Origin of the sequence: Xenorhabdus doucetiae, from assembly GCF_000968195.1 — a bacterium.
GTDB classification, from domain to species: Bacteria; Pseudomonadota; Gammaproteobacteria; order Enterobacterales; family Enterobacteriaceae; genus Xenorhabdus; species Xenorhabdus doucetiae.
Genome location: NZ_FO704550.1, coordinates 2995765 through 3022688 on the forward strand (window position 1 = coordinate 2995765; position 26924 = coordinate 3022688).

Consider the following 26924-nt stretch of genomic DNA (forward strand, 5'->3'; position numbering starts at 1 on the left):
CGTCTGATTAATGATGAGACCATTCGATGGCGCTAATATCCACCCCCTGCTTGAACATTTCCCACAATGGAGAAAGATCGCGCAGGTGACCAATCGCGTTGTGAATCAACTTGATCGTGTAGTCTATTTCTTCTTCTGTGGTAAAACGCCCCAAAGAGAAACGGATAGAACTGTGTGCCAGTTCATCATTCATGCCCAGTGCACGCAGGACATAAGAAGGCTCCAGACTCGCTGAAGTACATGCGGAGCCAGAAGATACCGCCAGATCTTTCAATGACATCATCAAGGATTCACCTTCAACATAGTTGAAGCTGACATTCAGAATGTGTGGCGCACCCAGTTCCAAATCACCGTTCAGGTAAACTTCTTCAATATCTTTGATACCGTTCCACAAACGCAGGCGCAAACCACGCAGGCGCTCTGCCTCGGATTCCAGCTCTTCCTTCGCGATACGGTAGGCTTCGCCCATGCCAACAATCTGGTGAACAGGCAATGTACCGGAACGCATACCGCGCTCATGACCACCGCCATGCTGTTGTGCTTCAATACGTACACGAGGCTTACGGCGCACATACATCGCACCAATTCCCATCGGGCCATAAAGCTTATGCGCAGAAAAGGACATCAGATCCACTTTGAGCTGGCTCAGGTCGATCGGCAATTTACCCACGCTTTGGGTAGCGTCCACATGGAAAATAATGCCACGGCTACGGCATAATTCACCGATGGTCACGATATCCTGAACAATACCGATTTCATTGTTGACGTGCATGATGGAAACCAGAATGGTGTCTTCACGCATGGCCGCTTCCAGCTCTTTCAGATCAATCATGCCGTTGCTCATTGGCGCCAGATAAGTGATCTCAAAACCTTCGCGCTCCAACTGGCGGCAAGTATCTAAAACCGCTTTGTGTTCCGTTTTGCTGGTGATAATGTGCTTGCCTTTCTTCTGATAAAATTTTGCAGCACCTTTAATTGCCAGGTTATCTGACTCTGTCGCCCCTGAAGTGAACACGATTTCACGCGGGTCCGCGCCGACTAAATCAGCAATTTGATTACGCGCGATATCAACCGCTTCTTCCGCCTGCCAACCAAAACGGTGCGAACGGGAAGCCGGGTTACCGAATATCCCGTCAATCGTCAAATAATTCATCATCTTTTCAGCAACACGGGGATCGACCGGTGTTGTTGCTGAATAGTCCAAATAAATGGGTAATTTCATTGCTCACATGCTCCGTAAGACACTTTTAATACTTTTATTGTCACAACAAGTATTTGCCGCAAGGTTACGCACGCAGGTTAACGTTAATCGTCTCTTGAGGTCTGCCGTTAGGGGTACGTCGCTTATCGCCGTCTTGACGATCAGCAACGTCCAATACTTCTTGGTTATTCACTAATTCTTCTAAACTGATGCTACTCAGGAAGCTGGTGATGCGATCACTGAGGTCACGCCACAAGGCATGGGTCAAACACCGATCGCCGCCTTGGCAGCCTTCCCTGCCTTGGCAACGAGTGGCATCAACGGATTCATCAACAGCAGAAATTACTTCGGCAACGAAAATGTGACTGGCACTTCTGCCCAATAAATAGCCGCCACCGGGACCACGGACGCTAGAAACCAGACCATTTTTACGCAAGCGGGAAAACAACTGCTCAAGATAGGAAAGGGAGATGCCCTGACGTTCAGAAATGTCGGCTAATGGAACCGGACCTTCTTGTGAATGCAACGCCACATCTAACATGGCGGTTACCGCATAACGTCCTTTTGATGTCAGTCTCATAACAAAAACTCCGTGGTGAAATATGGGTGAAATTGTGGCATTCCTGACTGTTTTAGTCAACTATTTAACCGAGTAATTTACTCAACTATTATTTGTGGCTGCCTGCAACATTTTTCAAACACGTCAGTTTATTTTTTAGCCCATTTCTCCATAGAAGTCAGTATACCACGCAGGATATTCAGCTCTTGGGTTTCCGGCCGCGCACGGGTATAAAGGCGTCTTAATCTATTCATGATCTGCCCCGGATGTGCTTTGCGAATGAAACCAGATTCATTCAATACCTGCTCAAGATGCTGATAAAAACGCTCCATGTCTTCGGCAGGTGGATACGTTGCTTCATGCTCTGGAGACGTCGCTTCCAACTGCTCCTGAGCCGCAAGGTGTGCCATGCGAATCTCATAGCTGACCAACTGAACCGCCATCGCCAAATTCAGCGAACCATATTCCGGATTGGTCGGAATATAAAGGTGATAATGACACTTCTGCAACTCTTCGTTAGTCAAGCCGACACGTTCACGGCCAAAAACAATGGCCACCGGTGAGTGACTGGCTGCGTTGACGCAACGTTCACCACACTCACGCGGTTCAACCATTGGCCAAGAGAGGGTTCGGGAGCGGGCACTGGTTCCAATAACCAACTCACACCCCACCAGTGCCTCATCCAACGAATTCACCATCGTTGCATTGCCGATGACATCACTGGCACCGGCAGAAAGTGCGATAGCGTGAGAATCAGGTTGGACGAGGGGATTGACCAGATACAGATTGGTTAATCCCATTGTTTTCATGGCCCTGGCGGTTGATCCCATGTTACCTGTATGGGAGGTTTCTACCAGAATAATGCGGATATTCTCTAACATGGCGGCTTTTAAATTCAGTATAAGAGCCGAATATCTTAACACAGCATTAGTCATTTTGACGAACTACTGCTATACTGCGCGCCGATTTGTTCCCGTTCTTTAAAATCCCGGTGGAAGATACCCCATGCATCCGATGCTAAACATCGCTATACGCGCTGCGCGTAAAGCCGGCAACTACATTGCCAAAAGCTATGAAACTCCTGATGCTGTTGAAGCAAGCCAAAAAGGCAGTAACGATTTCGTGACCAATGTTGATCGTGAAGCGGAAAAGCTGATCATTGACATCATCCGTAAATCTTATCCTAAGCATACGATTATTACCGAAGAAAGCGGTGAGCACTTAGGAGAAGAATACGATTTCCAATGGGTTATCGATCCGCTGGATGGCACCACCAACTTTATTAAACGTCTCCCCCATTTTGCTGTTTCCATTGCCGTGCGCATTAAAGGCCGCACTGAAGTGGCTGTGGTTTACGATCCGATGCGTAATGAGCTGTTCACCGCAACCCGTGGTCAAGGCGCTCAATTGAATGGTTATCGTCTGCGCGGTACGAATGCCCGTGATCTGGATGGCACGATCCTGGCGACCGGTTTCCCATTCAAAGCCAAGCAACACGCTATCCCTTACATGAATGTACTGGGTAAATTATTTGATCGCTGTGCAGACTTCCGCCGCACGGGTTCAGCGGCACTGGATATGGCCTATGTGGCTGCCGGCCGTGTCGATGGCTTCTTCGAAATTGGCCTGAAACCATGGGATTTCATGGGCGGCGAATTGCTGGTACGTGAATCAGGTTGCATTGTCACCGATTTCGTTGGCGGCCATAACTATATCAGCTCCGGCAATATCGTTGCGGGCAGCCCACGTATTGTTAAAGATATTCTGTCTGAAATGCGTGAAGAATTAACTGAAGCACTGAAACGTTAATTATTAATAAATATCATAGAGCAATGTTATTTTCAGGGCACCCATTGGGTGCCCTTTTTTCTTATGCTTTTTACCTGAGATTTCTGGTTTCAACCATGCGCTTCAACTTTGGGTCGCAGGAACAGGGCAGGCAACACAATCAGCGCCATCACCCAAAATATGCCACTGCCGATATGCTCATACATGAAACCCGCAATGATACTCATGACAGCAATACCGCCCCCCATTGCCAAGCCCGAGTAAGTGGCCTGCAAGCGGATGATTTCGTTTTCTTTTCTGGCACCAATAAAACGCATCGCTGCCAAATGGCAAACCGTAAACGTGCCGCAATGCAGGATTTGGATAAGAATCAACACCGACAATTCGGTCGATGTTCCCATCAATCCCCAACGAACCACACCACAAATCCCTGACAACAACAGCAAATTACGTGCACTCCAACGGCGGAACAGTTGCTTACTGAAAGTAAAGATCACCACTTCCGCCACCACGCCCAACGACCAGAGATAACCAATGGTTGATGAGGAATAACCCGCCTGCTCCCAGTAAATAGAGCCAAAACTGTAGTACCCCGCATGGGCAGCTTGCAGTAAAGTCACGCAGACTAAAAACTGCCACACAGATTTTTCGGATAACAGTGCCTTAAAAGAAACCGCATGTGTATTTGTAGCCTTAATTTTACCTGCCGGCATGACGGAAGGTTTCAGCATCATGCCCAACAGCATGGCGGCAACACTGAAAACCAAAAACGCCAGAATAATCTGATGAGTGCCAAACAAATGGTGACCGATCCACGCATTTAAACGGTCAAATGAGATATTCCAGCCAATATTCAGCGGACTGAGTGAGAAATTTATGCCATTGGCCGACATCAATATGCCGGTCAACGAAGAACTGATAATAAACGCAATCGATCCCCAGACCCTGACCTTGCCATAATCAAAGGTAAACTGTTTTTGCCATGTGCCGGCCAACGCATCTGATAAAGGGACTAAGGGGGCAAAAAATAAGTTGAAGCCAACCATGACAAAGAAAAGCCATGCCCAATGGCTGCCGAAGACAAAGCAAACGGCAAAAAGCAGGGCTAACAAGGAGAGAAAACGCAACGCACTGATTAACTTGGCCGGATCTTTTATGGTAGGAGAAATAACCAAACTGCCGATAAAGCGGGCGACCATGCCGACACCTAACAATATCCCTATCATGGAGGCTTCAATGCCTTCACCTTTTAACCAGACAGACCAAAAGGGCAAAAATATGCCATAAGAGAAAAAATAGGTGAAATAGCTCAACCCCAGCCAAAATGTTGATGGAACAACCATCCAAATGCCCCCATTTTTAAATGCAAAAAAACCCGCTCAAAACTAACGTTATGAGTCGGGCTTATGATTAAATTACATTATTGATTTTAAATTACGCGTAAACCGGATATTTTGCGCAGATATTCAATACTTTTTGCTTAACGCTTTCAATGGTCGCTTCATCATTGATGTTATCCAGCACGTCACACATCCAGCCGGCCAGTTCACAGGTTTCTGCTTCCTTGAAACCGCGACGGGTAATGGCAGGCGTGCCGATACGGATACCGGAAGTGACGAACGGGCTGCGCGGATCGTTCGGTACGCTGTTTTTGTTAACCGTGATATTGGCACGTCCCAATGCTGCATCCGCCTCTTTACCAGTGATGTTTTTATCCACCAGATCCAGCAAGAACAAATGGTTTTCAGTTTCGCCGGAGACCACTTTGTAACCCCGTTGCAGGAAGACGTCGACCATCGCTTTCGCGTTCTTGGCAACTTGATGTTGGTAGGCTTTGAACTCAGGCTCCATCGCTTCTTTCAATGCCACTGCCTTACCGGCAATCACGTGCATCAATGGGCCGCCCTGAGAACCGGGAAAAACCGAGGAGTTCAGTTTCTTGTAAAACTCTTCATCGCCACCCTTCGCCAGAATCAAGCCACCACGAGGACCTGCCAAAGTTTTGTGCGTTGTAGTTGTTACCACATGGGCATGAGGAACGGGGTTTGGATAGACACCTGCGGCAACCAGACCCGCGACATGGGCCATGTCAACAAACAGGTAAGCACCGATTTCATCGGCAATTTCACGCATCTTCGCCCAATCAACGATCCCGGAATACGCCGAGAAGCCACCGATGATCATTTTAGGCTGATGTTTTTGTGCTTGGGCGCGGATATCGTCGTAATCGATTTTGCCTGCTTCATCAATACCATAAGGCACGATGTTATAAAGTTTACCGGAGAAGTTAACAGGAGAGCCGTGAGTCAGGTGGCCGCCATGCGCCAGATTCATCCCTAACACCGTATCGCCGGGTTTCAGCAGTGTCATGTACACCGCCGCATTTGCCTGAGAACCAGAGTGCGGCTGGACGTTAGCATAATCAGCGCCAAACAACTCTTTTGCACGGTCAATCGCAAGTTGCTCAACGATATCGACATACTCACAACCACCGTAGTAACGTTTACCCGGATAGCCTTCCGCATACTTATTAGTGAGCTGAGAGCCTTGAGCCTGCATAACCCTTGGGCTGGTGTAGTTTTCAGAAGCAATCAATTCAATGTGTTCTTCTTGGCGACAAACCTCCTGTTCCATCGCTTGCCACAGTTCGGGATCGTAATTCGCAATATTCATTTCACGCTTTAACATTGGGTTCTCCTGACTCAGCTACATCTCGAAAAAAATACCCCTGAGGGCCAGAATGCCACACAGTGTAAACTCTTTTTATCAAATGAGATAGTCTTGACAAAACAAATTACGCAAACGTTTGCATTATGCGATAATCGCCATTAGCAGCCCAATAACCTGCTATTGCCCAATAATTACCGTTTTATTATTGGTATTTGTGATCTTGCCCAAGGTTTACCCTGTTTTAAATTCTAATTTTTTGATTTAAATCAGCGTAATCCTCTTTTCTCAAATCAGCATATTCCCAAATCCTATAAGTTGTATTTAAAATGCAATTTATAGATTTCAGCATCACATGAGAAAAATTCAGGAGATCCCCATGCTAGACAGTCAGGTTATCGCCACCATCAAATCGACCATTCCACTCATTGTTTCTACAGGCCCCAAGCTCACGGCGCATTTTTACGAACGTATGTTCAAACATCATCCTGAATTAAAAGATATTTTTAATATGAGCCACCAGATCAATGGTGATCAGCGTGAAGCGCTGTTCAATGCCCTTTGTGCTTATGCCGCCAATATCGATAACCTGCCAGCGCTGTTGCCTGCCGTAGAAAAAATCGCCCATAAACACACCAGCCTCAACATTCAACCGGAGCATTATCAGATTGTCGGTACGCACCTTCTGGCAACCCTTGATGAAATGTTTCATCCCGGTGACGAAGTGCTCAGTGCCTGGGGAGAAGCCTATAACGTATTGGCGAATGTCTTTATCAATCGGGAAGAGGAAATTTATCAAAACGGTGAGTCTCTGGAGGGCGGCTGGCGTGATCTGCGGCCGTTTCGTGTCAGCCGGAAACAGCCACAAAGTGATGTCATTACCCGCTTTGAGTTTGTGCCGGTTGATGGTGGCAAGGTCATGGATTACAAGCCGGGGCAATATTTAGCAGTCTATATCGAAGATCCCAGCTTTGAAAACCGTGAAATTCGCCAGTATTCGCTGACTGCCGCACCAAACGGAACCTGTTATCAAATTGCCATTAAACGTGAACCGCAGGGCAAGGTGTCAAATCACATGCACGATAAGGTTCAAGAAGGGGATATCGTGATGCTGGCAGCGCCACGCGGTGATTTTTTCCTTGATGTGCAATCTGATACGCCGGTGACACTGGTTTCGGCGGGCGTAGGTTTGACCCCCATGATGAGTATGTTGCAATACCTGCATAATCAACATCATGCCGGAGCGGTAAACTGGTTCCACGCCGCAGAACATGGCGGTCATCACGCTTTCGCCAATCAGGTGAATGAAATTTCCCAATCCATGCCTAATCTGCATTCACAAGTCTGGTATCGCGAACCCAGAGAGATTGATCAGAAAGGCCTGCACTACCAACACACCGGGCTTATGGATCTCTCGCTCGTGAAAGACGCTATCACGACAGAGGGAATGCAATTCTATTTCTGCGGGCCTGTGGCTTTTATGCAGCATATCGCCAAGCAGTTGCTGGCAATGGGCATTGATGAACAACATCTCCATTATGAGTGTTTTGGCCCGCATAAACATAAAGTCATGTAATACGGCGGAATAAATACACAAGGGACGTGGTAAACAAGAATAAGTGATAACGGTTGACGACATGGCCGTTATCACTTTTTTCAGGGGATTTCAGTGGCTTGATTAAATCGCTTCTTCGTCCTGTTCACCCGTGCGGATACGCACAACACGGGCAACATCGAAAACAAAAATTTTGCCATCGCCAATTTTGCCGGTTTGTGCAACCTGCATGATGGTCTCGACGCAGGTATCAACAATATCATCCGGTACGACAATTTCTATTTTGACCTTGGGCAGAAAATCCACCATATATTCTGCACCGCGATACAGCTCAGTATGCCCTTTCTGACGACCAAACCCTTTTACTTCTGTCACGGTCATACCGGTGATACCCACTTCAGCCAGCGCTTCACGCACATCGTCCAGCTTGAAAGGTTTGATAATTGCATCAATCTTTTTCATGAAGTTTTCCTGTTATTACCAGTTTTTACGCCCGAAACCAGAAGTAATCGGGTAGCGCCTGTCTTTGCCAAAATCACGCTGCGTAATACGGGGACCAATCGGTGCCTGACGACGTTTATATTCATTGATATCAACCAGCCGGATCACCTTGCGCACAATGGTTTCATCAAAACCTTCCGCGACCAGATCCGCCACGGATTTATCCTTTTCAACATACCCTTCGAGGATCGCATCCAGCATGTCATACGGCGGCAGGCTGTCCTGATCCAGTTGATCGGGGGCTAATTCCGCGGATGGCGGACGATCAATTACCCGCTGGGGGATCGCCGGCGAGACGGTATTCCGATAGTTAGCTAAGGCAAAGACCATCGTTTTAGGCACATCTTTCAACGCATTAAAGCCGCCTGCCATATCGCCATACAGGGTTGAGTAGCCGACGGCGGATTCACTTTTGTTGCTGGTCGTCAATACCAGACGACGACGCTTGTTAGACATCGCCATCAAAATCACCGCGCGACAACGTGCCTGTAAGTTCTCTTCTGTCGTATCTTTTGCCGTCCCCGCGAACATCGGCTCAAGCTGTGCCATAAACGCATCAAACATCGGTTCGATGGAAACCACGTCAAATTCAACGCCCAGCAATTCGGCTTGTTCCCTCGCATCATGAATGCTCATTTCTGAGGTATAACGGAATGGCATCATGACCGCCTGCACGTGATCTTTCCCCAACGCATCCACGGCAATCGCCAAGGTCAACCCGGAGTCAATGCCGCCAGACAATCCCAGCAATGCACCGTTAAAGCCGTTTTTCTGCACATAATCACGTACAGAAAGCACCAAGGCTTTATAGATTTGCGCCAGCGGTGGCAATTGAGGAATAGGATCCGCCATTAATTCAATATTCATCTCATTGAAACGGCACTGCTCAACCTGCTCCTCAAACGCGGCCATACGGTGAGTGATGTCACCATTAGCATCAAAGACCTTAGAGCAGCCGTCAAAGATAAGTTGATCCTGCCCGCCGACCTGATTCAGATAGATAATGGGCAGCCGGGTACGCTGGCAGTGGGACTTAATTAATGTACTGCGAATATTGGGTTTTTCACGATTATAAGGAGAAGCGTTAATCGACAAGATGATTTCTGCACCCGCCTGTTTCAGGGCATCAATCGGGGCGTCAAACCACAAGTCTTCACAAATCAGTAAACCAAGCTGATAACCCTTGAACGGTATCACACAGCTTTGATGACCCGCTTTAAAATAACGCTCTTCATCAAAGACACCGTAATTTGGCAGTAACTGTTTGAAATAACGTGCCACAACTTCCCCTCGCCAAAACAGGGAAAGCGCGTTATAGAGTTTGCCATCCTGTTGCCACGGATGCCCGACTAAAATACCCACCTGCGAACTGGCTGCTTGCAAGCGGGTTAATTGTTCGCAGCAACGCTGATGCAAATCAGGGCGGAACAACAAGTCTTCAGGAAAATAGCCAGACAGCGCCAGCTCAGAAAACATAACCAGATCAGCACCTTTTGCTTGCTGTTCCTGAACTGTCTGCAACATGCGTTCGCTGTTGCCTTCAATGTCTCCCACCAGCCAATTTAACTGGGCAAGAGCGATATTAAGAGTACGGCTCATAAAATGCGGCTCTCCTAGGCCATAAATCATCTACCTGCCTTACTGAGATTCAGCAGTAAAGCAGTTCATCGCGATACCCTGTATTTTTTATCTTGAATACGGCGGGTATATCATTTCTATTCAATAACAGTCATGCAGTGTAAGAATATCTGGAATAGCAGAAAAGTTATTCCTTGAAATCATTGGCATCTAATTCGTGGCGTGCCAGCAACTTATAAAATTCTGTCCGGTTACGCCCTGCCATGCGAGCCGCATGGGTCACATTACCTTTGGTGATTTGCAACAATTTACGCAGGTAATTCAGTTCAAACTGCCCACGGGCTTCGACAAATGTCGGCAAGGCGGTATTTTCGCCTTCCAGTGCCTGAGTCACCAACGCATCACTAATGACCGGCGCCATCGTCAGCGCCACACATTGTTCGATAACATTGACCAATTGACGCACATTGCCCGGCCAACTTGCTGCCATCAGGCATTTCATGGCGGTGGTGGAAAAGCTGCGCACAAAAGGTTTGTGGCGCTTGGCCGATTCACGTAACAGGTGATTAGCCAACAGGGGAATATCTTCTGCGCGTTCGTTCAGGGCAGGAATTTTCAGGTTAACCACGTTCAGCCGATAGTAGAGATCTTCGCGAAACTCATTACGCTGCATGGCCTTGGGTAGATCGCGGTGCGTGGCAGAAATGATCCGGACATCAATATCGATATCCCGGTTACTCCCCAATGGGCGGATTTTGCGTTCCTGTAACACTCTCAATAGCTTAACTTGCAACGCCATCGGCATATCACCGATCTCATCAAGGAACAGTGTTCCTCCCTGCGCCGCTAAAAATAGCCCTTCCCGGCTGCTGACGGCACCAGTGAATGCGCCTTTGGCATGACCAAATAATTCAGATTCAAGCAATTGTTCCGGTAAGGCGCCACAGTTAATGGCAATAAAAGGCTTTTTCACTCTGGGGCTTGCCCGATGGATAGCCTGAGCCAGTACCTCTTTACCGGTGCCGCTTTGCCCGTTAATCAGAACGCTCACATCGGATTGAGCCACCATCTTTGCCTGTTCCAATAAACGCAGCATCAGGGGACTGCGAGTGACGATCTTCTCGCTCCATTGCCCATCAATGGCTGGCGTTGACAGTTCCAACGCATCATCAATAGCCTTATACAGTGCGTCACGATCAACGGGTTTGGTCAGGAAGCTAAACACGCCTTGCTGCGTGGCGGCCACGGCATCAGGAATTGAGCCATGCGCAGTCAGAATAATGACAGGCATACCGGGATGTTGTTTCTGGATCTCCGCAAACAGTGCCATGCCATCCATTTCATCCATGCGTAAATCACTGATCACCAAATCGGCTTTTTCTCTCGCCAGCAAGCGTAACGCTTCATGACCACTCTCTGCGGTCGTGACGCGAAACCCTTCACTGGTCAAACGCATTCCCAATAATTTCAGCAAGCCGGGATCATCATCAACTAAAAGGAGATGGGCGGAATTACGCGCTGTCATTATTATTCGGCTCCTTTTTCTTCTGAGGAATGGGCTTCCGCTTTAGTCTCCGTGTCTGCGGCGGATTTGTTGCTCGGATCGGCTTTATTATTCGATGGCGTATTATTCGATGAACTGTCGGTATTGGATGGCGTCACAACACTTTGCTCTTGTTTACGGGAGGAAAGTTGGCGTTCAATATCGGTCAGATTTTCGAGTTTGCGCGACATTGAGCGAAGTTCATATTCCAGACGTGCCCGTATTTCTTTCAGGCTATCAATTTTGTTATCACTATCAAACTGAAGGCGCTGGAATTTAACTCTTTCTTCAACAAGATTAATTTTCAGATATTGCTGTTCACGCCACAACTGGAGCAATGGCCGCAAAGCAACAGGAAACTGTGCACTGTAGCGATTAAAGTTTTCCACGATATTAATGCGTTCAGCCAATACCGACGTTGCCCGGCCAAGCAAAATGCTCTGTTTCAGCACTTGATGCCAGTCAGCCGGCGCCTCTGGGGTAAAACGTTTTGCCATCTCACGGGCTTTTGCCGCAGGCAATCGATCGGTACAATCGATGAACCTCAACCAATATAGCCCGTTTTCCATCGCGGTGGGTTTCGCGATGTCCCAGATTGAGTCACAGTCTCTGACGCGATAATCCGTAACACGCTGTTCTGGCAGGATAGACTGCGCGATGGTTGCCAAGTTGTCGGATCCACCCGTTTTAGCGCATCCTGCCAACAAATAGGGAACAAACAGTAGCAACATGGCACGGAAACGTAGCGTCGAAGCACGTGCCCGAATAGACTGCATAACAGCCGTTTTTTTCATTGGCTTAGTCACAATATTTTGCTGTTCCGTCCCCGTTATAAAGCGGTAAGTAAACCTGTTATACATATTATTTAGTCATTCTCTGCGGTTAATGGCAGTTCAATTCGAAAACATACGTCAGCAAATTCGGATTCTATCAGGCAAAGCTCTCCCTGCATCTGTTTAATGCAATCCTGCGCGATGCTCAAGCCAAGGCCACTTCCTTTCACTGCGCCTTTTCGTTGCAGTTTTCCTTGGTAAAATGGCTCGAAAATCATGCTCTTTTCTAACTCAGGGATAGGTGTGCCGGTATTGGCAATGTCAATCTGGAGAGTTTTCCCCACTTGCCGACTAGAAATCCAAATGTTACCGGATTCAGCGCCATAGTGCACTGCATTGGAGTAGAGATTATCAATCACCCGCGTCAATAAGCCAGGCTCCGCCCAACAATAATCCATATCCAGTTGAACTTCTGTATAAATATTTTTTATCCGCGCCGGCAGTTGATGAGATAATACGACCCCCTCCACCACCTCTTTCAAAGAGACAATCTGATGTTCGGCAGGGCCATCGGCTAATTTGCGGTTATATTCAAGCAATTGCTCAATAAGTTGCTGTAAATGCTTACTACTGCTGTCCAAAATAGTGACAACTTCTTTTTGATCTGCTGTTAAAGGCCCGGCCACTTCGTCAGCTAACAGCTCCGTCCCTTCACGCATACTGGCCAAAGGGGTTTTCAGTTCATGGGAGATATGGCGTAAAAACTCATGACGCTGAGACTCAAGCCAGGATAAACGCTCACTCAACCAAATAATGCGTTGGGCCAGCGATCGCAACTCCCTCGGCCCCTTAAAAGTGTCAATCTGATTTTCCAATGATTGCCCTTCTCCGAGCCGATTGATCATCCGCTCAATGCCTTTTACCGGCCCAATGATCATGCGTGTAAACAACGCGATCAAAAAGGCACTTAACAAGAATAAAATAAGGCTTTGCCAACCAAAAAACTGGCCTTTATCCGCGATATCCTTTTGCAGTTGCTCCCCACGACTGAAAATAATATTACGGGTTTCCTGTACCAAAAGATTATTCGCTCTGGAGAATTCTTCAAGTAATTTAGAGGAGGCGGGTTCGGGTATGCCGTTACTGCAAGAAATTTTGGCCAGACCTGACAGCAATTCGTTAAATTTCTTGGTATATTCCGCATTAGCCAGCATCGCCATCTGATTACCGAGCATATTCATGTATTGCCGGTATTGACGTTGATAAAGTTTTTCCAGCCGGACATCCCCTAATACACAATATTGACGGTAACTCCGTTCCATCTCAAGGGCGACACCTATCATCGCTTCGCTACGGCGGGCATCCGCCAGCGTTGAACGGTTAATCTCAGCCGCTTGGGTACTGAGCTGATCAAGGCTTTGATAAGCCTGATAAGCCAAAACCAGCAGTGGCAATAACACCAGCCAGAAAGCCATGACCACTAACTGGCGCAATGAGCGCGGGAACAGACGCCATTTTTTCAAAGAAATCATCTTATAACCCGTAATGACATTGATGCTACTCGCCACGATACTGCTCGCCACAAGGCAGAGGATAATGGAAAGCAATGGGTAAGTGAAAGCGATGCGGATGCGTACATAGACACGATGGACAGGAGTAACCTGTAATAATGACGGCGGGATAGTAACTTTTTTACTATCCCGCCAGTGAGGACCCTGCATGCCATGAAGCATGTAGGCGGTGCCTCACTCCACGTGTCGCCCGGTGTTTGATAAGGCCCGAAGGCGAGTATCATTAAGTTGGACGGTAGGCACCTTACTTTGGCATCATTCTGGGCTTATGTGGCATGTTTCCACCTTATTGCGGGCCGACATAAAAAGTTGAATGAGCAACTGCCCTGTATTAAGCATATTACATGCCAACTTTAAAATTAATTTTTAATTTATTGATTTAAATACAAATAAATAAAATCATCTCTTTATTGCCCTTTTTTATCGCTATTTCTTCCCGTTTGGTAAGCATGAGTGTCGCCTATTTATGACACTTCACTATCAAAAAATATTTTTCAAATAATATCAATAAATTAAGCGTCTCCATATTGAGACACTGTAAAGCACCATTGTCGCAATATAGAGACACTGCCCTAGAAAATGATCAACCACAGCGATTTGGCGTCAAATAAAAAGGCCCCGATAAATTTTCAGGGCCTTTTGCAAGCAGAATAAATAACCAGAGAAAGTAGCGAGGAGAATTAACCTAACTGTTTACGCGCATTGCGGAAAATACGCATCCACGGGCTGTCTTCTCCCCACTCTTTAGGATGCCAGGAATTGCTGACGGTACGGAATACCCTTTCAGGATGCGGCATCATTACCGTGACTCTTCCGTCAAGATTGGTCACCGCAGTAATGCCGTTCACGGAACCATTGGGGTTGGCCGGATAGTTTTCGGTCACGGCACCGTAATTATCCACAAAACGCAATGCGACTTGCTGATGCTTTTCCAATTCCGCCAAGCTGCGGTTGTTCCTGAACTCCACCTGCCCTTCACCGTGTGCCACGGCGATCGGCAAGCGAGAACCCGCCATCCCTTGCAGGAACAGTGAAGGGCTATCTGTCACTTCCACTAAGCTAAAGCGAGCTTCATAGCGTTCTGAACGGTTACGGACAAAACGCGGCCAGTGTTCTGTACCGGGGATCAACTCATGCAGGTTAGACATCATCTGGCAGCCGTTACATACGCCTAGTGCCAACGTATCCGGCCTTGCGAAGAAACTGGCAAAATCATCACGTACCCGCACATTAAACAGAATGGATTTCGCCCAGCCTTCACCCGCACCCAGCACATCCCCGTATGAGAAACCACCACAAGCCACCAAGGTCTGAAATTGCTCTAAGGTGACCCGCCCGGCCAATAAGTCGCTCATATGCACATCCACGGCCTCAAAGCCCGCCCGGTGGAAGGCCGCCGCCATCTCAACATGCGAGTTAACGCCCTGTTCACGCAGTACCGCCACGCGCGGGCGCACTTGTTTTGATATATATTGTGAAATATAGCCGGCGGCGATATCTTCGGTGGGGTCGAACGTTAATTTCACATTCAAACCCGGATCATTCACATCCTGTTTTGCCTGATGTTCTTGATCTGCACACGCCGGGTTATCGCGCAAGCGCTGCATCTGCCACGTGGTTTCTGCCCACCATAAGCGCAATGTGCTGCGATTCTGGCGGTAAACGTCCATCTTGCCGCTGGAAATCACGAAATCATCGCCTGTCCGGGCTTTACCCAGATAGTGTACACATTCACGCAAGCCATAATCGGCCAACAGGTTTTCAATTTGCTCCCTGTCAGTTTCACGGATTTGAATGACGGCACCCAATTCTTCATTAAATAACGCAGCCAGGATATCTTCATCAAAGGCACTGATATCGGCATGCAGTCCGCAATGGCCGGCAAAAGCCATTTCAGCCAGTGTCACCAGCAGCCCACCATCCGAACGGTCATGGTAAGCCAGCAATTTTTGTTCTGAAATCAAATGCTGAATCGCATTAAAGAAACCCGCCAATTGCCCGGCACTGCGGACATCGGCCGTTTTATCCCCCAGTTGACGATAAACTTGCGCCAATGCCGTACCACCCAACGCATTTTGCCCCCTGCCCAGATCAATCAGCAGCAGCGCATTGTCATCTTGCGTCGATAATTCGGGTGTCACGGTAGCGCGCACATCTTCTACCCGCGCAAACGCACTGATCACCAATGAAAGGGGTGAAGTCATTTCACGGTCTTCCCCGTCTTGGCTCCAGCGGGTTTTCATTGACATTGAGTCTTTGCCGACCGGAATGGTCAACCCCAATGCCGGGCACAACTCCTCACCCACGGCTTTGACCGCAGCATACAAGCCCGCATCTTCACCCGCATGGCCGGAGGCTGACATCCAGTTAGCCGATAATTTCACCCGTTTCAGATCCTGTACATAGGCGGCCGCGATGTTGGTCAGTGCTTCCCCCACCGCCATACGCGCCGATGCCGCAAAATCCAACAGGGCAACCGGGGTTCGCTCGCCGATGGACATGGCTTCGCCATAATAGCTGTCCAAACTGGCGGTCGTCACCGCACAATCTGCGACCGGAATTTGCCAGGGGCCAACCATCTGATCACGGGCAACCATGCCGGTGATGGAACGATCGCCAATCGTAATCAGGAAGGTTTTTTCAGCGACGGCCGGCAAATGCAGGACACGTTTTACCGCTTCCGCAAGATCGATACCCTTGCGATCTAAATGTTGCCCCTTGGCTTGCAAGGTCTGAACATTTTTCAGCATCTTTGGCGTCTTACCGAGCAAGACATCCAGCGGCATATCAATCGGCTGGTTAGCAAAATGATTGTCATTCAGCAGCAAATGCCGCTCTTGTGTAGCTTCCCCAATCACCGCATACGGGGCTCGTTCACGACGACACATTTCTTCAAACAACGCCAACTGCTCTGGCGCGACGGCCAACACATAGCGTTCTTGGGATTCATTACACCATAACTGCAAGGGGCTCATGCCGGGTTCATCGTTAAGAATATGGCGTAACTCAAAACGCCCACCCCGGCCGCCATCACTGACGAGTTCAGGCATGGCATTTGATAAGCCACCCGCCCCGACGTCATGGATAAATAAGATGGGATTGTTATCGCCCAATTGCCAGCAACTATCGATAACTTCCTGACAACGGCGCTCCATCTCGGCATTGTCACGCTGTACAGAAGCAAAATCCAAATCAGCATCAGACTGCCCCGATGTCATCGAAGAGGCCGCGCCACCACCCAAACCGATATTCATGCTCGGCCCGCCCAACACAATTAATTTTGCGCCGACCGGAATATCCCCTTTCTGCACATGCTCTGCACGGATATTCCCGATCCCGCCGGCCAGCATGATAGGTTTGTGATAACCACGCAGTTCTGTGCCGTTATGGGAACTGACTTTTTCCTCATAGGTTCTGAAATACCCCAGCAAGGCCGGACGCCCAAATTCATTATTGAACGCCGCGCCACCCAATGGGCCTTCCAGCATGATATCCAGGGCACTGACGATGCGATCCGGCTTGCCGAAATCTTCTTCCCACGGTTGTTCAAACCCAGGAATTCTCAAGTTTGAAACCGAAAAACCGACCAGCCCGGCTTTGGGCTTGGCGCCCCGCCCGGTTGCGCCTTCATCACGAATTTCACCGCCTGAGCCAGTCGCTGCCCCCGGCCAAGGCGAAATCGCGGTTGGGTGGTTATGCGTTTCCACTTTCATCAAGATATGGGCTGGCTCTTGGTGATAGTCATAAGCGCCGGTCTTGGCATCAGGAAAAAAGCGGCCAACATGAGAGCCTTCCATCACCGCCGCGTTATCTTTATAAGCCGAGAGCACATAATCCGGCGTCTGTTCAAAGGTGTTTTTGATCATCTTGAACAAAGACTTGGGTTGATCCTGACCATCAATAACCCAATCTGCATTGAAAATCTTGTGGCGACAATGCTCAGAATTGGCCTGAGCAAACATATACAGCTCCACATCCGTGGGATTGCGCCCCAGCGTCTGAAAGGCATTCATCAGATAATCAATTTCATCCGCTGCCAGCGCCAATCCCAATTCAATATTGGCCGATTCCAGTGCTGCCCGTCCCGATTGCAAGACATCAATCTGTTTCAGCGGCGCAGGTTGCTGGTGAGAAAATAGCACTTCGGCTTGTTCAAACTGAGTGAACACACTTTCCATCATGCGGTCATGCAATAACACCGACAACGTTTGCCATTGCTCCGCATCCATTTCCGTCCCCTGAATATAATAGGCAATGCCCCTTTCCAGACGGACAATCTGGTTCAACCCACAATTGTGGGCAATGTCTGTCGCTTTCGACGACCAGGGGGATATCGTACCCGGACGAGGTGTGACTAATATAAGTTGTCCTTTAGGCTCCAATTCGGCCAGAGAGGGTCCATATTTTAATAGCTGATTTAATTTCTCTCGCTCATCTTCCGTGATTGGGGTACTCACTTCTGCAAAATGGACATATTCTGCATAAATGTCGGTAACCGGGAGATGATGATCTTGACACTGGGACAGGAGCTTAGTGATACGAAATGCCGATAAAGCGGGTGAGCCACGCAGAATTTCCATAATAATAGGTTCTCTCATCTTAGACGCAAAGCCTGACTGATGCCTCAGGGGAAACTGCACGCATTATAGAGCAATGTTTCCTTTGACGAAACCGTTTGCGTGGTTATTTATCAAGCCAACAATACGCGTAATAAAATGCCAAAATTGATTTAATAGGGTTGCACATCCCCACTTTGTTACGCAAAATTCTCGATTACTGGAAATTTAACCATGCTATTATCTTGCATTTCATACGAACGCCGATCGTTCTGGAAAGAGATAACTGTTTGAATAATATTAAGATAAATTATTTTGTTATCGTCATTATCGCGCTCCTCTCTGCCGCCATCATTGGCCTCAATATCAATTGGCCCAATAAACAGCAGGAGCAGATAAATAAAATTCTGGCACGGGGAGAGCTACGGGTGAGTACCATCAGCTCTCCTCTCATCTCTTTTAACAGCAAAAATGAACCCACAGGATTCGACTATGAACTAGCCAAGCGATTTGCTGATTATCTGGGTGTAAAACTGGTCATTAAGTTTCGTCCCAACCTGAACCAGCTTTTTGACGATCTGGAAAACGATAAAGCGGATTTCTTGGCTGCCGGGCTTATCTACAATAAAGACAGGCTGGCTCAGACACGCACTGGCCCTGCCTATGCTTCAGTCATACAACAACTGGTTTATCGCAAGGGAGCGACACGCCCGCGTTCGTTTGGCGATTTACAAGGCAAATTGATCGTCACGGCAGGATCGGCTCATGCCAGCGAACTGAAAAGGTGGAAAACGAAGTCTTATCCTGAGTTAACCTGGGAAGAAACGTCACGCGAAAATACCCAACAATTGCTCGAACAACTCGCTGAAGGGAAAATCGACTATACCATCAGCGACTCCATCAGCTTAGCCCTGCAACAGCGTATTCATCCCAATTTGGCGATTGCTTTTGATGTCAGTGAAGAGAGTCCCCTGACCTGGTATTTAAAGCGCAATGACGATTATAGTCTCTCCTCCGCCATGCTCGATTTTTTCAGTATGTTGACGGAAAACGGCACCCTATCGCGGCTACAGGAAAAGTATTTCAGCCATGTCGGTTCTTTCGATTATTTCGATACCCTTTCATTTATTCGCGCTATCAACAAACTCTTGCCAACCTATCAGCCCATTTTTGAAAAATATGCGGGTTCGCTCGATTGGCATTTAGTGGCAGCCATTGCATGGCAGGAATCACACTGGGACCCACAAGCCACTTCCCCCACCGGCGTGCGTGGCCTTATGATGCTCACTCACCCGACAGCCGAATGGGCCGGCATTCATGACAGGCTGGACCCAGAAGAGAGCGTAAAAGGTGGGATGGCTTATTTGCACTACCTGATGGCGCGTTTGCCAGACACCATTCCTGCGGATGAACGCATCTGGTTTGCCCTCGCCGCCTACAACATGGGATATGGGCACCTGCTTGATGCCCGTAAGTTAACCGCGGCGCAAAAAGGGAATCCAGATAGTTGGCTGGATGTTAAAGCGCGCCTTCCCCTGTTAAGCAAGAAAAGGTACTACGCCAGTACAACCTACGGTTATGCCCGTGGCTATGAAGCCTATCGTTACGTTGAAAATATTCGACGTTACGCGTTGAGTCTGGAAGGCTACCTCAAGGCAAAAGCCAACCGCGAGAAAGCAGAAGCCGAAAAAGCGGCAACTGATGCGGCAGAAACTGACGCCAAAGCGCCGGAGAATAAAACGCCGACGCAATCTGAAAAAACGGCTTGAGTTAGGTTTGTTGTTGAGATTTCAACTTTTTCGATGCCTTATGCTGCTCCCTGCGTTGTTTAAAAAAAGCACTCAGCATTGTGGAGCACGCTTGTGCCAGCACACCACCTGTGATTTCAATTTGGTGATTCATGCCCGGATGGCGCAATATATCAATCAATGAACCTGCGGCTCCCGTCTTCATATCACTGGCACCATAGACCAGCCGTTGTATCCGGCTGTGTACCATGGCGCCTGCGCACATGACACAAGGCTCTAACGTGACATACAGTGTCGTATTCAACAGACGATAATTCTGCAATTGGTTCCCGCCCCGCCGTAACGCAATGATTTCGGCATGGGCGGTAGGATCATGGTCAGTGATGGGATGGTTAAATCCTTCGGCAATCACTTTATTATCGGCGACCAATACCGCCCCCACTGGGATCTCACCTTTTGCCTGTGCCTGCATCGCCAACGCGATTGCCCGGCGCATCCAATATTCATCACTAAAATTTTCGGTCACGGTCTCTCTTTCTGCCACTGCCCATTCTCTTGCTTATGAAAATTCTGCCTATTATACCCAATCATCGCAATCTGCGGATTCAACCTGAATCTCATCAAGAAACGCATCAAGAAACCATTTCATACGCGCTGTCCTTTCTTGCGCCATTTTTTGGCCTGATGCTGTTTGAAATCCTGATCCAATTTTAAATAGCTTGGTATAAAAATGATCGACCGTATAAGCCTTATCATCATATTCACGCTGTTTCGCCAACGGATCATGAAAGTCATACATGGAAGACCCCATACGGCCGCCGGTGTAAAAACAACGCCCAACCCCAACCATGCCAATAGAATCCAGCCGATCCGCATCTTGCACGATTTTCGCTTCTAATGTTCTGGGGGTTAAGTCCGCTGAAAAGCTATGCGCTTCAATGGCATGGCAGACGGCACTGATATCTTCCTCACACCATGCCAGATTTTGCAGTATCAAGGCGGCTTTTTCTGCTGCCATGCGCGAGGCGAGATGGCGGTTGGGGGCATTTTTTTCAACATTGACACAATCATGCAGTAGTACAGCGGCGAATACTAACCGCAAGTTGCCAGATTCCGCTTGACAAATTTGTCTGGCATTCCGCCATACCCGGTAAAGGTGGGCAATATCATGGGCACCATCATCACCTTCTATTGCCAGGGGTAAAAGCTGTTGGGCTAAATCGTCAAACGGGGAAAAAGATAACATAACCAAAACCTCTCAATGAATGGAAATATCATCTTAGCAAAAAGAAAAACTTATCAATATCCACTACGGGATTGTTGTCGCCATAAATGCGCGCCGACCAAGGCCTTCCAAGGAGCAAAATCAGCCAGCCATTTTTCTGCCTGTTCTGCGCTGACTTTATCTTCCTGATTGAGTAAATATTGGAGATTACGCCTTACGGCAACATCGCCATGCAGCGAACCATCCAGGTAATTGAACCCCCGTAGCAAGGCATAATTCACGGTCCACATGCCAATACCTTTAATAGCCAGCAGGCTATCCGTCAATAGTTTCACTTTATCTTCGCTCGCGGGAATATTCAGCACCAACTCACCAGAATCAATACGTTGGCAAACCTGCAATAACGCATTGGCTTTCCCGACAGAAAAACCACACTGACGCAGATCATGCTGCGAACATTGCCTTACCTGCTTATTATTCGGGTGACACAATAACCCAGAAGAGTGCGGGATACCCACGGCTTGAATAAAACGCCGCCGAATGGAAATGGCGGCACTTAAACTAATTTGTTGCCCGATAATCGCCCAACTGAGCGCTTCAAAAGGGGTCGCGGATTGATAAATCCGTAATCCGGTTTGTCTGCTGACCAACTCGCCAATAACAGGATGATCTTGATAACAGGATTCGAATATGTCGACCGGTTGTTTTAAACCCAGCATATGGGAAGCCAGCGCCGATAATGCTTCATGTGGCGAAGCACAAACATTATCACCATCAATATCAAGCTGTATTTTCGCCCTGTTCTTTCCTATTGTGATAGTCAACAGCGCGGGATTTTCCTGCCAGATAATGCCTTTTTTAATTTGGTTCTGCTGCACAATTTCAGCAACCCCCAGACCATCCCTTTGATGAAAAGCTAAAAAGTCTCTGGTGTGATAATTATTAGGTAATATAATTTCTGTTAAACAGCTTGTGTTCATTAGGATAGCTCCAGAAACAGATTAGAATTAAGCCAACTATCTAACAGACTTCAAGTTTAGATACAATGGAAAATCAACAAATTTAGTCTACAAATCAACATGATCAATATTATATTTAATTAATTCTTTATTTAATTTTTGAATTTGATATTTTGACGGGCTTAACACTAATAGATAAATACCTATTCCCATCAGTAACGTCATACTTAAGGTAACCAAAAAGAAATCTAAAGCACTGCCGATTGTATTACTCAGTGCATCCGCTTTTAATAAAAAAACCATTAATACGACAAATGACAACGTGAAAAAATAGATTGAAAATAGTTTTTCAAACCAAGAAGTAAGATAATAAGAAGAACTGACTTTGACTTGAACGATGCCCGCATTTAATACCGTGTATGTTTTCAATTTTTTAAGGTTATCTATATATTCCGAACTCAATCCATTTTGTTTCAACCTGATAAATATATCCCTGAACTTATCAGATTTTATTTTGGTGATATCAAACATGATCTCAGAAGCAATTTCATATTTGATATACTCTTTATCCCGTTCATTTAAATAAATACTATATTCATTCAGATACTTAATGTATTTTATCGCTTTTCTTTCTCTCAGCACGCATACATCTGCATAAAGTTTTTTTAAGACCGACAGGATAATACCAATAAACGTACCAATCGACCCTAAGACTTTCACGATATCATTACCATGTTTTACGATGTATTCAATCATGTTTTTACTCTAAAGAATTTAAAATATCTTTAAGTATATACCATGATAAATAGACGGGATCGTCTTCTATAATTGAAAGTGAAAAACGTTGTGAATGAAAATCCCAAATGTGTTAACATCTGCCGCAGATTATTGTATATAGATACTGAAATGGCACTATTAATTACCAAACGCTGCATTAATTGTGATATGTGTGAACCCGAATGCCCGAATCAGGCCATCACAATGGGCGCGGAGATCTACGAAATTGAGCCTGAACGCTGTACTGAGTGCGTCGGGCATTACGAAAAGCCAACTTGCCAATCTGTCTGCCCGATCACGAATACCATTATCCTTGATCCTAACCATCAGGAAACCGAAGAGCAGTTATGGGATAAGTTTGTGCTCCTGCATCATGCTGATAAGATCTGAATTTAACTTTCCAATATTACTGTCGCACAGGCATAACGCCGCTCGTCTGCCAGTGTGACATGGATGGATGTGACATTCAGTTTGTTAGCCAGCACGTCAGCCTCACCATGAAGTTTCAATGTCGGTTTTCCCAGTGGATCATTCATCACTTCAAATTGATTAAAGGCCAGTCCATTGCGGATACCTGTCCCAAGCGCTTTGGCTGCTGCTTCTTTAACTGCGAAGCGTTTTGCCAAAAAGCGGACAGGTTGGTGATGCTGCTGATATTGCTGCCATTCTCCGTCACTTAAAATACGCCTTGCCAGACGTTCGCCTGAACGCCCGACAATGGCTTCAATACGGGATATTTCAACAATATCTGTGCCTAATCCAATAATGGCCATTAACGGCGCGCTTCCCGCAACAATGTTTTCATATCGGCCACCGCCGCAGATAAGCCACTGAATACCGCACGGCCAATAATGGCATGTCCGATATTCAACTCATAAATTTCAGGTAAGGCGGCAATGCGTTGTACATTGTGATAGGTCAAACCATGACCGGCATTAACCTTAAGACCTTTAGCTGCCGCGTAAGTTGCCGCTTCTTTGATACGCAAAAACTCTTTTTCCTGCTGTATCTCATCTTCTGCATCGGCATACGCACCAGTGTGGATCTCAATAAAGGGCGCACCCACTTCGGCAGCCGCATCAATTTGCTGGTGATCCGCATCAATAAACAGAGACACCTGAATGCCCGATGCTGATAAAGTCTTAACCGCCGCAGCGATGTGCGCTTTCTGCCCAAACACATCCAACCCGCCTTCGGTTGTGACTTCTTGCCGTTTTTCAGGAACTAAGCAACAGAAAGCTGGTTTGATCTGACAGGCAATCCCCACCATTTCGTCGGTTACCGCCATTTCGAGGTTCATGCGGGTTTGAATGGTTTTGTCCAATAATTGAACATCCCGGTCAGTAATATGGCGGCGATCTTCACGCAGGTGAATCGTTATACCATCAGCACCCGCCTGCTCTGCAACAAATGCAGCCTGAACGGGATCGGGATATTGTGTCCCACGGGCATTACGTAAGGTTGCAATGTGATCAATGTTGATACCTAACAATACCTCAGCCATTTTTAGCTCCTGCAATAATATAAGATTCAATAAAGTTTACACTCTTCATCATGAAGAATTTACCATGAAAAAGTGGCTTACTTTAGTTTTCATTTTTCTTGTTGGGATGATCAGTTTTTTTACGCACGAATTGACGAAATAGTTCACGGCTTTTTAACGGTTTCCCGCCCAAATACGGTTTTAAGGCAATGCGGGTAAAACGCTTCGCCGCCTTCAATGTTGCCGGATCAGGAAATTCGCCAGTTGCCAACGCCTTGAGTTCATAACCCGTAAAACTGAAGTGATCCACAACCAAACTGGCGATAAATCCTTTTTCTTCACGATAACGGTAAGTCATGGTATCCGCTACCGGTTCACCGCTGCCGGCACAGTGAAGATAATCGACACCGTATCCCATATTGGTAAGTAATGCTAATTCAAAACGACGCAATGCACTTTCTGGTGTATATTCACTCGCCGCAAGGGATTGTAAACACTGGAGGTAATCAAAAAAAAGTGCGGGATATGCCGTGCCTTGCTCAAGGACTCTGGACAACAGCTCATTCACGTATAAACCGCTGTAGAGCACACTTCCCGTTAAGGGGAGAGCCAATGAGATAGGCTCTGCATCTCTTAATGTCTTGATTTCCCCCCGCCCACTCCAACGAATGAGCAGCGGGGTGAAAGGTTGCAAGCAACCTTTTAGATTAGAGCGACGGCTGCGTGCCCCTTTTGCCAGAACACGTACCCGCCCTTCGTTTTCAGTAAAAAAATCCAGCAATAAACTGGTTTCACTGTAAGGGCGCCCATGAAGCACGAAGGCTCTCTGCCAGCCGTCCACACATCAGCCTTATAAGTCGTCGATGTAACCGAGGCTACGTAGCGCCCGTTCATCATCCGCCCAGCCTGATTTCACTTTTACCCACAATTCCAGGTGGACTTTCATATCAAACAGCTTTTCCATATCCTGACGGGCTTCTATACCAATCGTTTTGATTTTGCTGCCTTTATTACCAATCACCATTTTCTTCTGACCGTCACGCTCGACCAGAATCAAACCGTGGATCGTATAACCGCCACGCTCATTGGTAACAAATTGTTCAATTTCCACTGTCACGGAATAGGGCAGTTCTTCACCCAAAAAACGCATGAGTTTTTCACGGATGATTTCTGACGCCATAAAACGCTGTGAGCGATCAGTAATATAATCTTCCGGGAAGTGGTGTTCCGCCTGTGGGATATGATTACGTGCTATTTTGGCAATGGTATCAACATTCATGCCTTTTTCTGCACTCATCGGCACAACGTCGATAAAATTCATCTGTTGGCTGAGAAAACCGATATGGGGCAGAAGAAGGGCTTTATCTAGCACATTGTCCACTTTATTGATAGCCAGTAAGACAGGACAACGTAAATGACGCAATTTATTCACCACCATTTCATCATCGGGTGTCCAGTGCGTACCTTCCACAACAAAAATAACCAGTTCGACATCACCAATAGAGCTGCTCGCCGCACGGTTCATCAGACGGTTGATCGCCCGTTTTTCTTCAATATGAAGACCTGGGGTATCAACATAGATGATTTGGTAAGCCCCTTCCGTATGAATCCCCATGATGCGATGCCGCGTCGTTTGAGGTTTACGGGAGGTGATGGATACTTTCTGACCCAATAACTGATTCAATAACGTTGATTTACCGACGTTGGGCCGACCGACTATTGCCACGAATCCGCAATAGTTTTTTTCTTCGCTCATTCAAGCTCCAATTGTTTTAATGCTTGTTCGGCAGCCGCCTGCTCTGCCTTGCGGCGACTGGAACCGATTCCTCTGACAGGCTGTTCAAATCCACTGACCTGACAGTGAATGGTAAATTCCTGATCGTGTGCTTCCCCACGAACCTGAACCACCAGATAGGTAGGCAACGGCAAATGACGCCCTTGCAAATATTCCTGTAAACGTGTTTTAGGATCTTTTTGCTTATCACCCGGACTAATTTCATTCAAACGGGTTTCATACCAATTCAGGATAATCTTTTCGATGGTCTGAATATCGCTGTCAAGAAAAATAGCGCCGATTAAAGCCTCAATGCTATCCGCTAAAATGGATTCGCGACGATGCCCTCCACTCTTTAACTCACCCGGCCCCAGACGCAGGCATTCACCCAATTCAAATTCTCTGGCCAGTTCCGCCAGTGTATTCCCACGCACCAATGTTGCCCGCATGCGGCTCATATCTCCTTCATCAACACGGGGGAAACGTTGGTACAGCGCATTGGCAATGACAAAACTCAGGATGGAGTCGCCGAGAAATTCTAAACGTTCATTATGCTTACTGCTGGCACTGCGGTGAGTTAACGCTTGAAGCAACAAATCGTGCTGTTTAAAGGTATATCCTAGCTTATGTTGTAACCGGTTCGTTATTATGGCGTTCATGTGCTAC

Annotated in this window: 24 protein-coding genes; 4 read left to right on the forward strand and 20 right to left on the reverse strand. The window is 47.3% G+C overall.

Features of this window, described 5'->3' with window-relative positions; translation table 11 throughout:
• Positions 1-7: 7 nt before the first annotated feature.
• The 3 genes from XDD1_RS12905 to trmJ form a co-directional block, all read right to left on the reverse strand.
• Entirely contained in the window at positions 8-1222 is a 1215-nt protein-coding gene (locus tag XDD1_RS12905) for an IscS subfamily cysteine desulfurase (protein ID WP_045971749.1), read from the reverse strand.
• Between the two features lie 64 nt (positions 1223-1286).
• The gene (iscR, locus tag XDD1_RS12910) at positions 1287-1781 is read right to left on the reverse strand and encodes a Fe-S cluster assembly transcriptional regulator IscR (RefSeq protein ID WP_045971751.1); all 495 of its coding nucleotides are present in this window, start codon (positions 1779-1781) and stop codon (positions 1287-1289) included.
• A 128-nt stretch (positions 1782-1909) separates the two neighbouring features.
• On the reverse strand, positions 1910-2641 hold the full coding sequence (gene trmJ, locus XDD1_RS12915) for a tRNA (cytosine(32)/uridine(32)-2'-O)-methyltransferase TrmJ (protein ID WP_045971753.1): 732 nt from the start codon (positions 2639-2641) through the stop codon (positions 1910-1912).
• A 124-nt stretch (positions 2642-2765) separates the two neighbouring features.
• Between trmJ and suhB the strand changes: the two genes are divergently transcribed.
• Positions 2766-3569, forward strand: a complete 804-nt coding sequence (suhB, locus tag XDD1_RS12920; RefSeq protein ID WP_045971755.1) for an inositol-1-monophosphatase — start codon at positions 2766-2768, stop codon at positions 3567-3569.
• An 89-nt stretch (positions 3570-3658) separates the two neighbouring features.
• Here suhB and XDD1_RS12925 read toward each other — a convergent pair whose 3' ends face one another.
• Positions 3659-4891 carry a 3-phenylpropionate MFS transporter gene (locus tag XDD1_RS12925; RefSeq protein ID WP_045971757.1) on the reverse strand — a complete coding sequence of 411 codons (1233 nt, stop codon included), beginning with the start codon at positions 4889-4891 and terminating at the stop codon, positions 3659-3661.
• Between the two features lie 91 nt (positions 4892-4982).
• The gene (glyA, locus tag XDD1_RS12930; protein ID WP_045971759.1) at positions 4983-6236 is read right to left on the reverse strand and encodes a serine hydroxymethyltransferase; all 1254 of its coding nucleotides are present in this window, start codon (positions 6234-6236) and stop codon (positions 4983-4985) included.
• A 358-nt stretch (positions 6237-6594) separates the two neighbouring features.
• Here glyA and hmpA point away from each other — a divergent pair, with 358 nt between their 5' ends.
• Positions 6595-7791: an NO-inducible flavohemoprotein gene (gene hmpA, locus XDD1_RS12935; protein WP_045971760.1), complete on the forward strand. Its 1197-nt coding sequence runs from the start codon at positions 6595-6597 to the stop codon at positions 7789-7791.
• Positions 7792-7893: 102 nt separating this feature from the next.
• Here the strand turns inward: hmpA and glnB are convergent, their stop codons facing one another.
• From glnB to purL, 6 genes are all read right to left on the reverse strand, one after another.
• Positions 7894-8232, reverse strand: coding sequence for a nitrogen regulatory protein P-II (gene glnB, locus XDD1_RS12940; RefSeq protein ID WP_045971762.1), 339 nt, complete (start codon positions 8230-8232; stop codon positions 7894-7896).
• Positions 8233-8247: 15 nt separating this feature from the next.
• Positions 8248-9870 (reverse strand): NAD+ synthase, encoded by a 1623-nt coding sequence (locus tag XDD1_RS12945; RefSeq protein WP_045973586.1) that lies wholly within the window; start codon positions 9868-9870, stop codon positions 8248-8250.
• 166 nt (positions 9871-10036) lie between these two features.
• The gene (glrR, locus tag XDD1_RS12950; protein WP_045971764.1) at positions 10037-11374 is read right to left on the reverse strand and encodes a two-component system response regulator GlrR; all 1338 of its coding nucleotides are present in this window, start codon (positions 11372-11374) and stop codon (positions 10037-10039) included.
• A gap of 2 nt (positions 11375-11376) precedes the next feature.
• Complete coding sequence (gene qseG / locus XDD1_RS12955) at positions 11377-12252, reverse strand: two-component system QseEF-associated lipoprotein QseG (protein WP_052705708.1); 876 nt, start codon at positions 12250-12252, stop codon at positions 11377-11379.
• A 5-nt stretch (positions 12253-12257) separates the two neighbouring features.
• Positions 12258-13697, reverse strand: coding sequence for a sensor histidine kinase (locus XDD1_RS12960; protein ID WP_045973588.1), 1440 nt, complete (start codon positions 13695-13697; stop codon positions 12258-12260).
• A gap of 719 nt (positions 13698-14416) precedes the next feature.
• Complete coding sequence (gene purL, locus XDD1_RS12965) at positions 14417-18316, reverse strand: phosphoribosylformylglycinamidine synthase (protein WP_045971766.1); 3900 nt, start codon at positions 18314-18316, stop codon at positions 14417-14419.
• A gap of 266 nt (positions 18317-18582) precedes the next feature.
• Between purL and mltF the strand changes: the two genes are divergently transcribed.
• Entirely contained in the window at positions 18583-20061 is a 1479-nt protein-coding gene (gene mltF, locus XDD1_RS12970; protein ID WP_045971768.1) for a membrane-bound lytic murein transglycosylase MltF, read from the forward strand.
• A gap of 1 nt (position 20062) precedes the next feature.
• On the opposite strand, the gene tadA is transcribed toward mltF, so the two are convergent.
• The 4 genes from tadA to XDD1_RS12990 all read right to left on the reverse strand — a co-directional run bounded on the left by tadA (position 20063) and on the right by XDD1_RS12990 (position 22980).
• Positions 20063-20536 (reverse strand): tRNA adenosine(34) deaminase TadA, encoded by a 474-nt coding sequence (gene tadA, locus XDD1_RS12975; protein WP_231854517.1) that lies wholly within the window; start codon positions 20534-20536, stop codon positions 20063-20065.
• 81 nt (positions 20537-20617) lie between these two features.
• Positions 20618-21286 (reverse strand): HD domain-containing protein, encoded by a 669-nt coding sequence (locus XDD1_RS12980; RefSeq protein ID WP_045971771.1) that lies wholly within the window; start codon positions 21284-21286, stop codon positions 20618-20620.
• Between the two features lie 53 nt (positions 21287-21339).
• Complete coding sequence (locus XDD1_RS12985) at positions 21340-22245, reverse strand: DNA-3-methyladenine glycosylase family protein (protein WP_045971773.1); 906 nt, start codon at positions 22243-22245, stop codon at positions 21340-21342.
• Positions 22246-22332: 87 nt separating this feature from the next.
• Positions 22333-22980, reverse strand: a complete 648-nt coding sequence (locus tag XDD1_RS12990; protein WP_045971775.1) for a hypothetical protein — start codon at positions 22978-22980, stop codon at positions 22333-22335.
• 150 nt (positions 22981-23130) lie between these two features.
• Between XDD1_RS12990 and XDD1_RS12995 the strand changes: the two genes are divergently transcribed.
• The gene (locus XDD1_RS12995) at positions 23131-23391 is read left to right on the forward strand and encodes a YfhL family 4Fe-4S dicluster ferredoxin (RefSeq protein WP_045973590.1); all 261 of its coding nucleotides are present in this window, start codon (positions 23131-23133) and stop codon (positions 23389-23391) included.
• Between the two features lie 2 nt (positions 23392-23393).
• Here the strand turns inward: XDD1_RS12995 and acpS are convergent, their stop codons facing one another.
• The 5 genes from acpS to rnc all read right to left on the reverse strand — a co-directional run bounded on the left by acpS (position 23394) and on the right by rnc (position 26917).
• Positions 23394-23774 (reverse strand): holo-ACP synthase, encoded by a 381-nt coding sequence (acpS, locus tag XDD1_RS13000; protein ID WP_045971777.1) that lies wholly within the window; start codon positions 23772-23774, stop codon positions 23394-23396.
• Positions 23774-24505, reverse strand: a complete 732-nt coding sequence (gene pdxJ, locus XDD1_RS13005; protein ID WP_045971779.1) for a pyridoxine 5'-phosphate synthase — start codon at positions 24503-24505, stop codon at positions 23774-23776. The genes acpS and pdxJ overlap by 1 nt, the downstream gene beginning before the upstream one ends.
• An 82-nt stretch (positions 24506-24587) precedes the next feature.
• Positions 24588-25325: a DNA repair protein RecO gene (recO, locus tag XDD1_RS13010; RefSeq protein WP_045971781.1), complete on the reverse strand. Its 738-nt coding sequence runs from the start codon at positions 25323-25325 to the stop codon at positions 24588-24590.
• 9 nt (positions 25326-25334) lie between these two features.
• Positions 25335-26240, reverse strand: coding sequence for a GTPase Era (gene era, locus XDD1_RS13015; protein WP_045971783.1), 906 nt, complete (start codon positions 26238-26240; stop codon positions 25335-25337).
• Positions 26237-26917, reverse strand: coding sequence for a ribonuclease III (gene rnc / locus XDD1_RS13020; protein WP_045971785.1), 681 nt, complete (start codon positions 26915-26917; stop codon positions 26237-26239). Before rnc ends, era begins: the two co-directional genes overlap by 4 nt.
• Between the last annotated feature and the right edge of the window lie 7 nt (positions 26918-26924).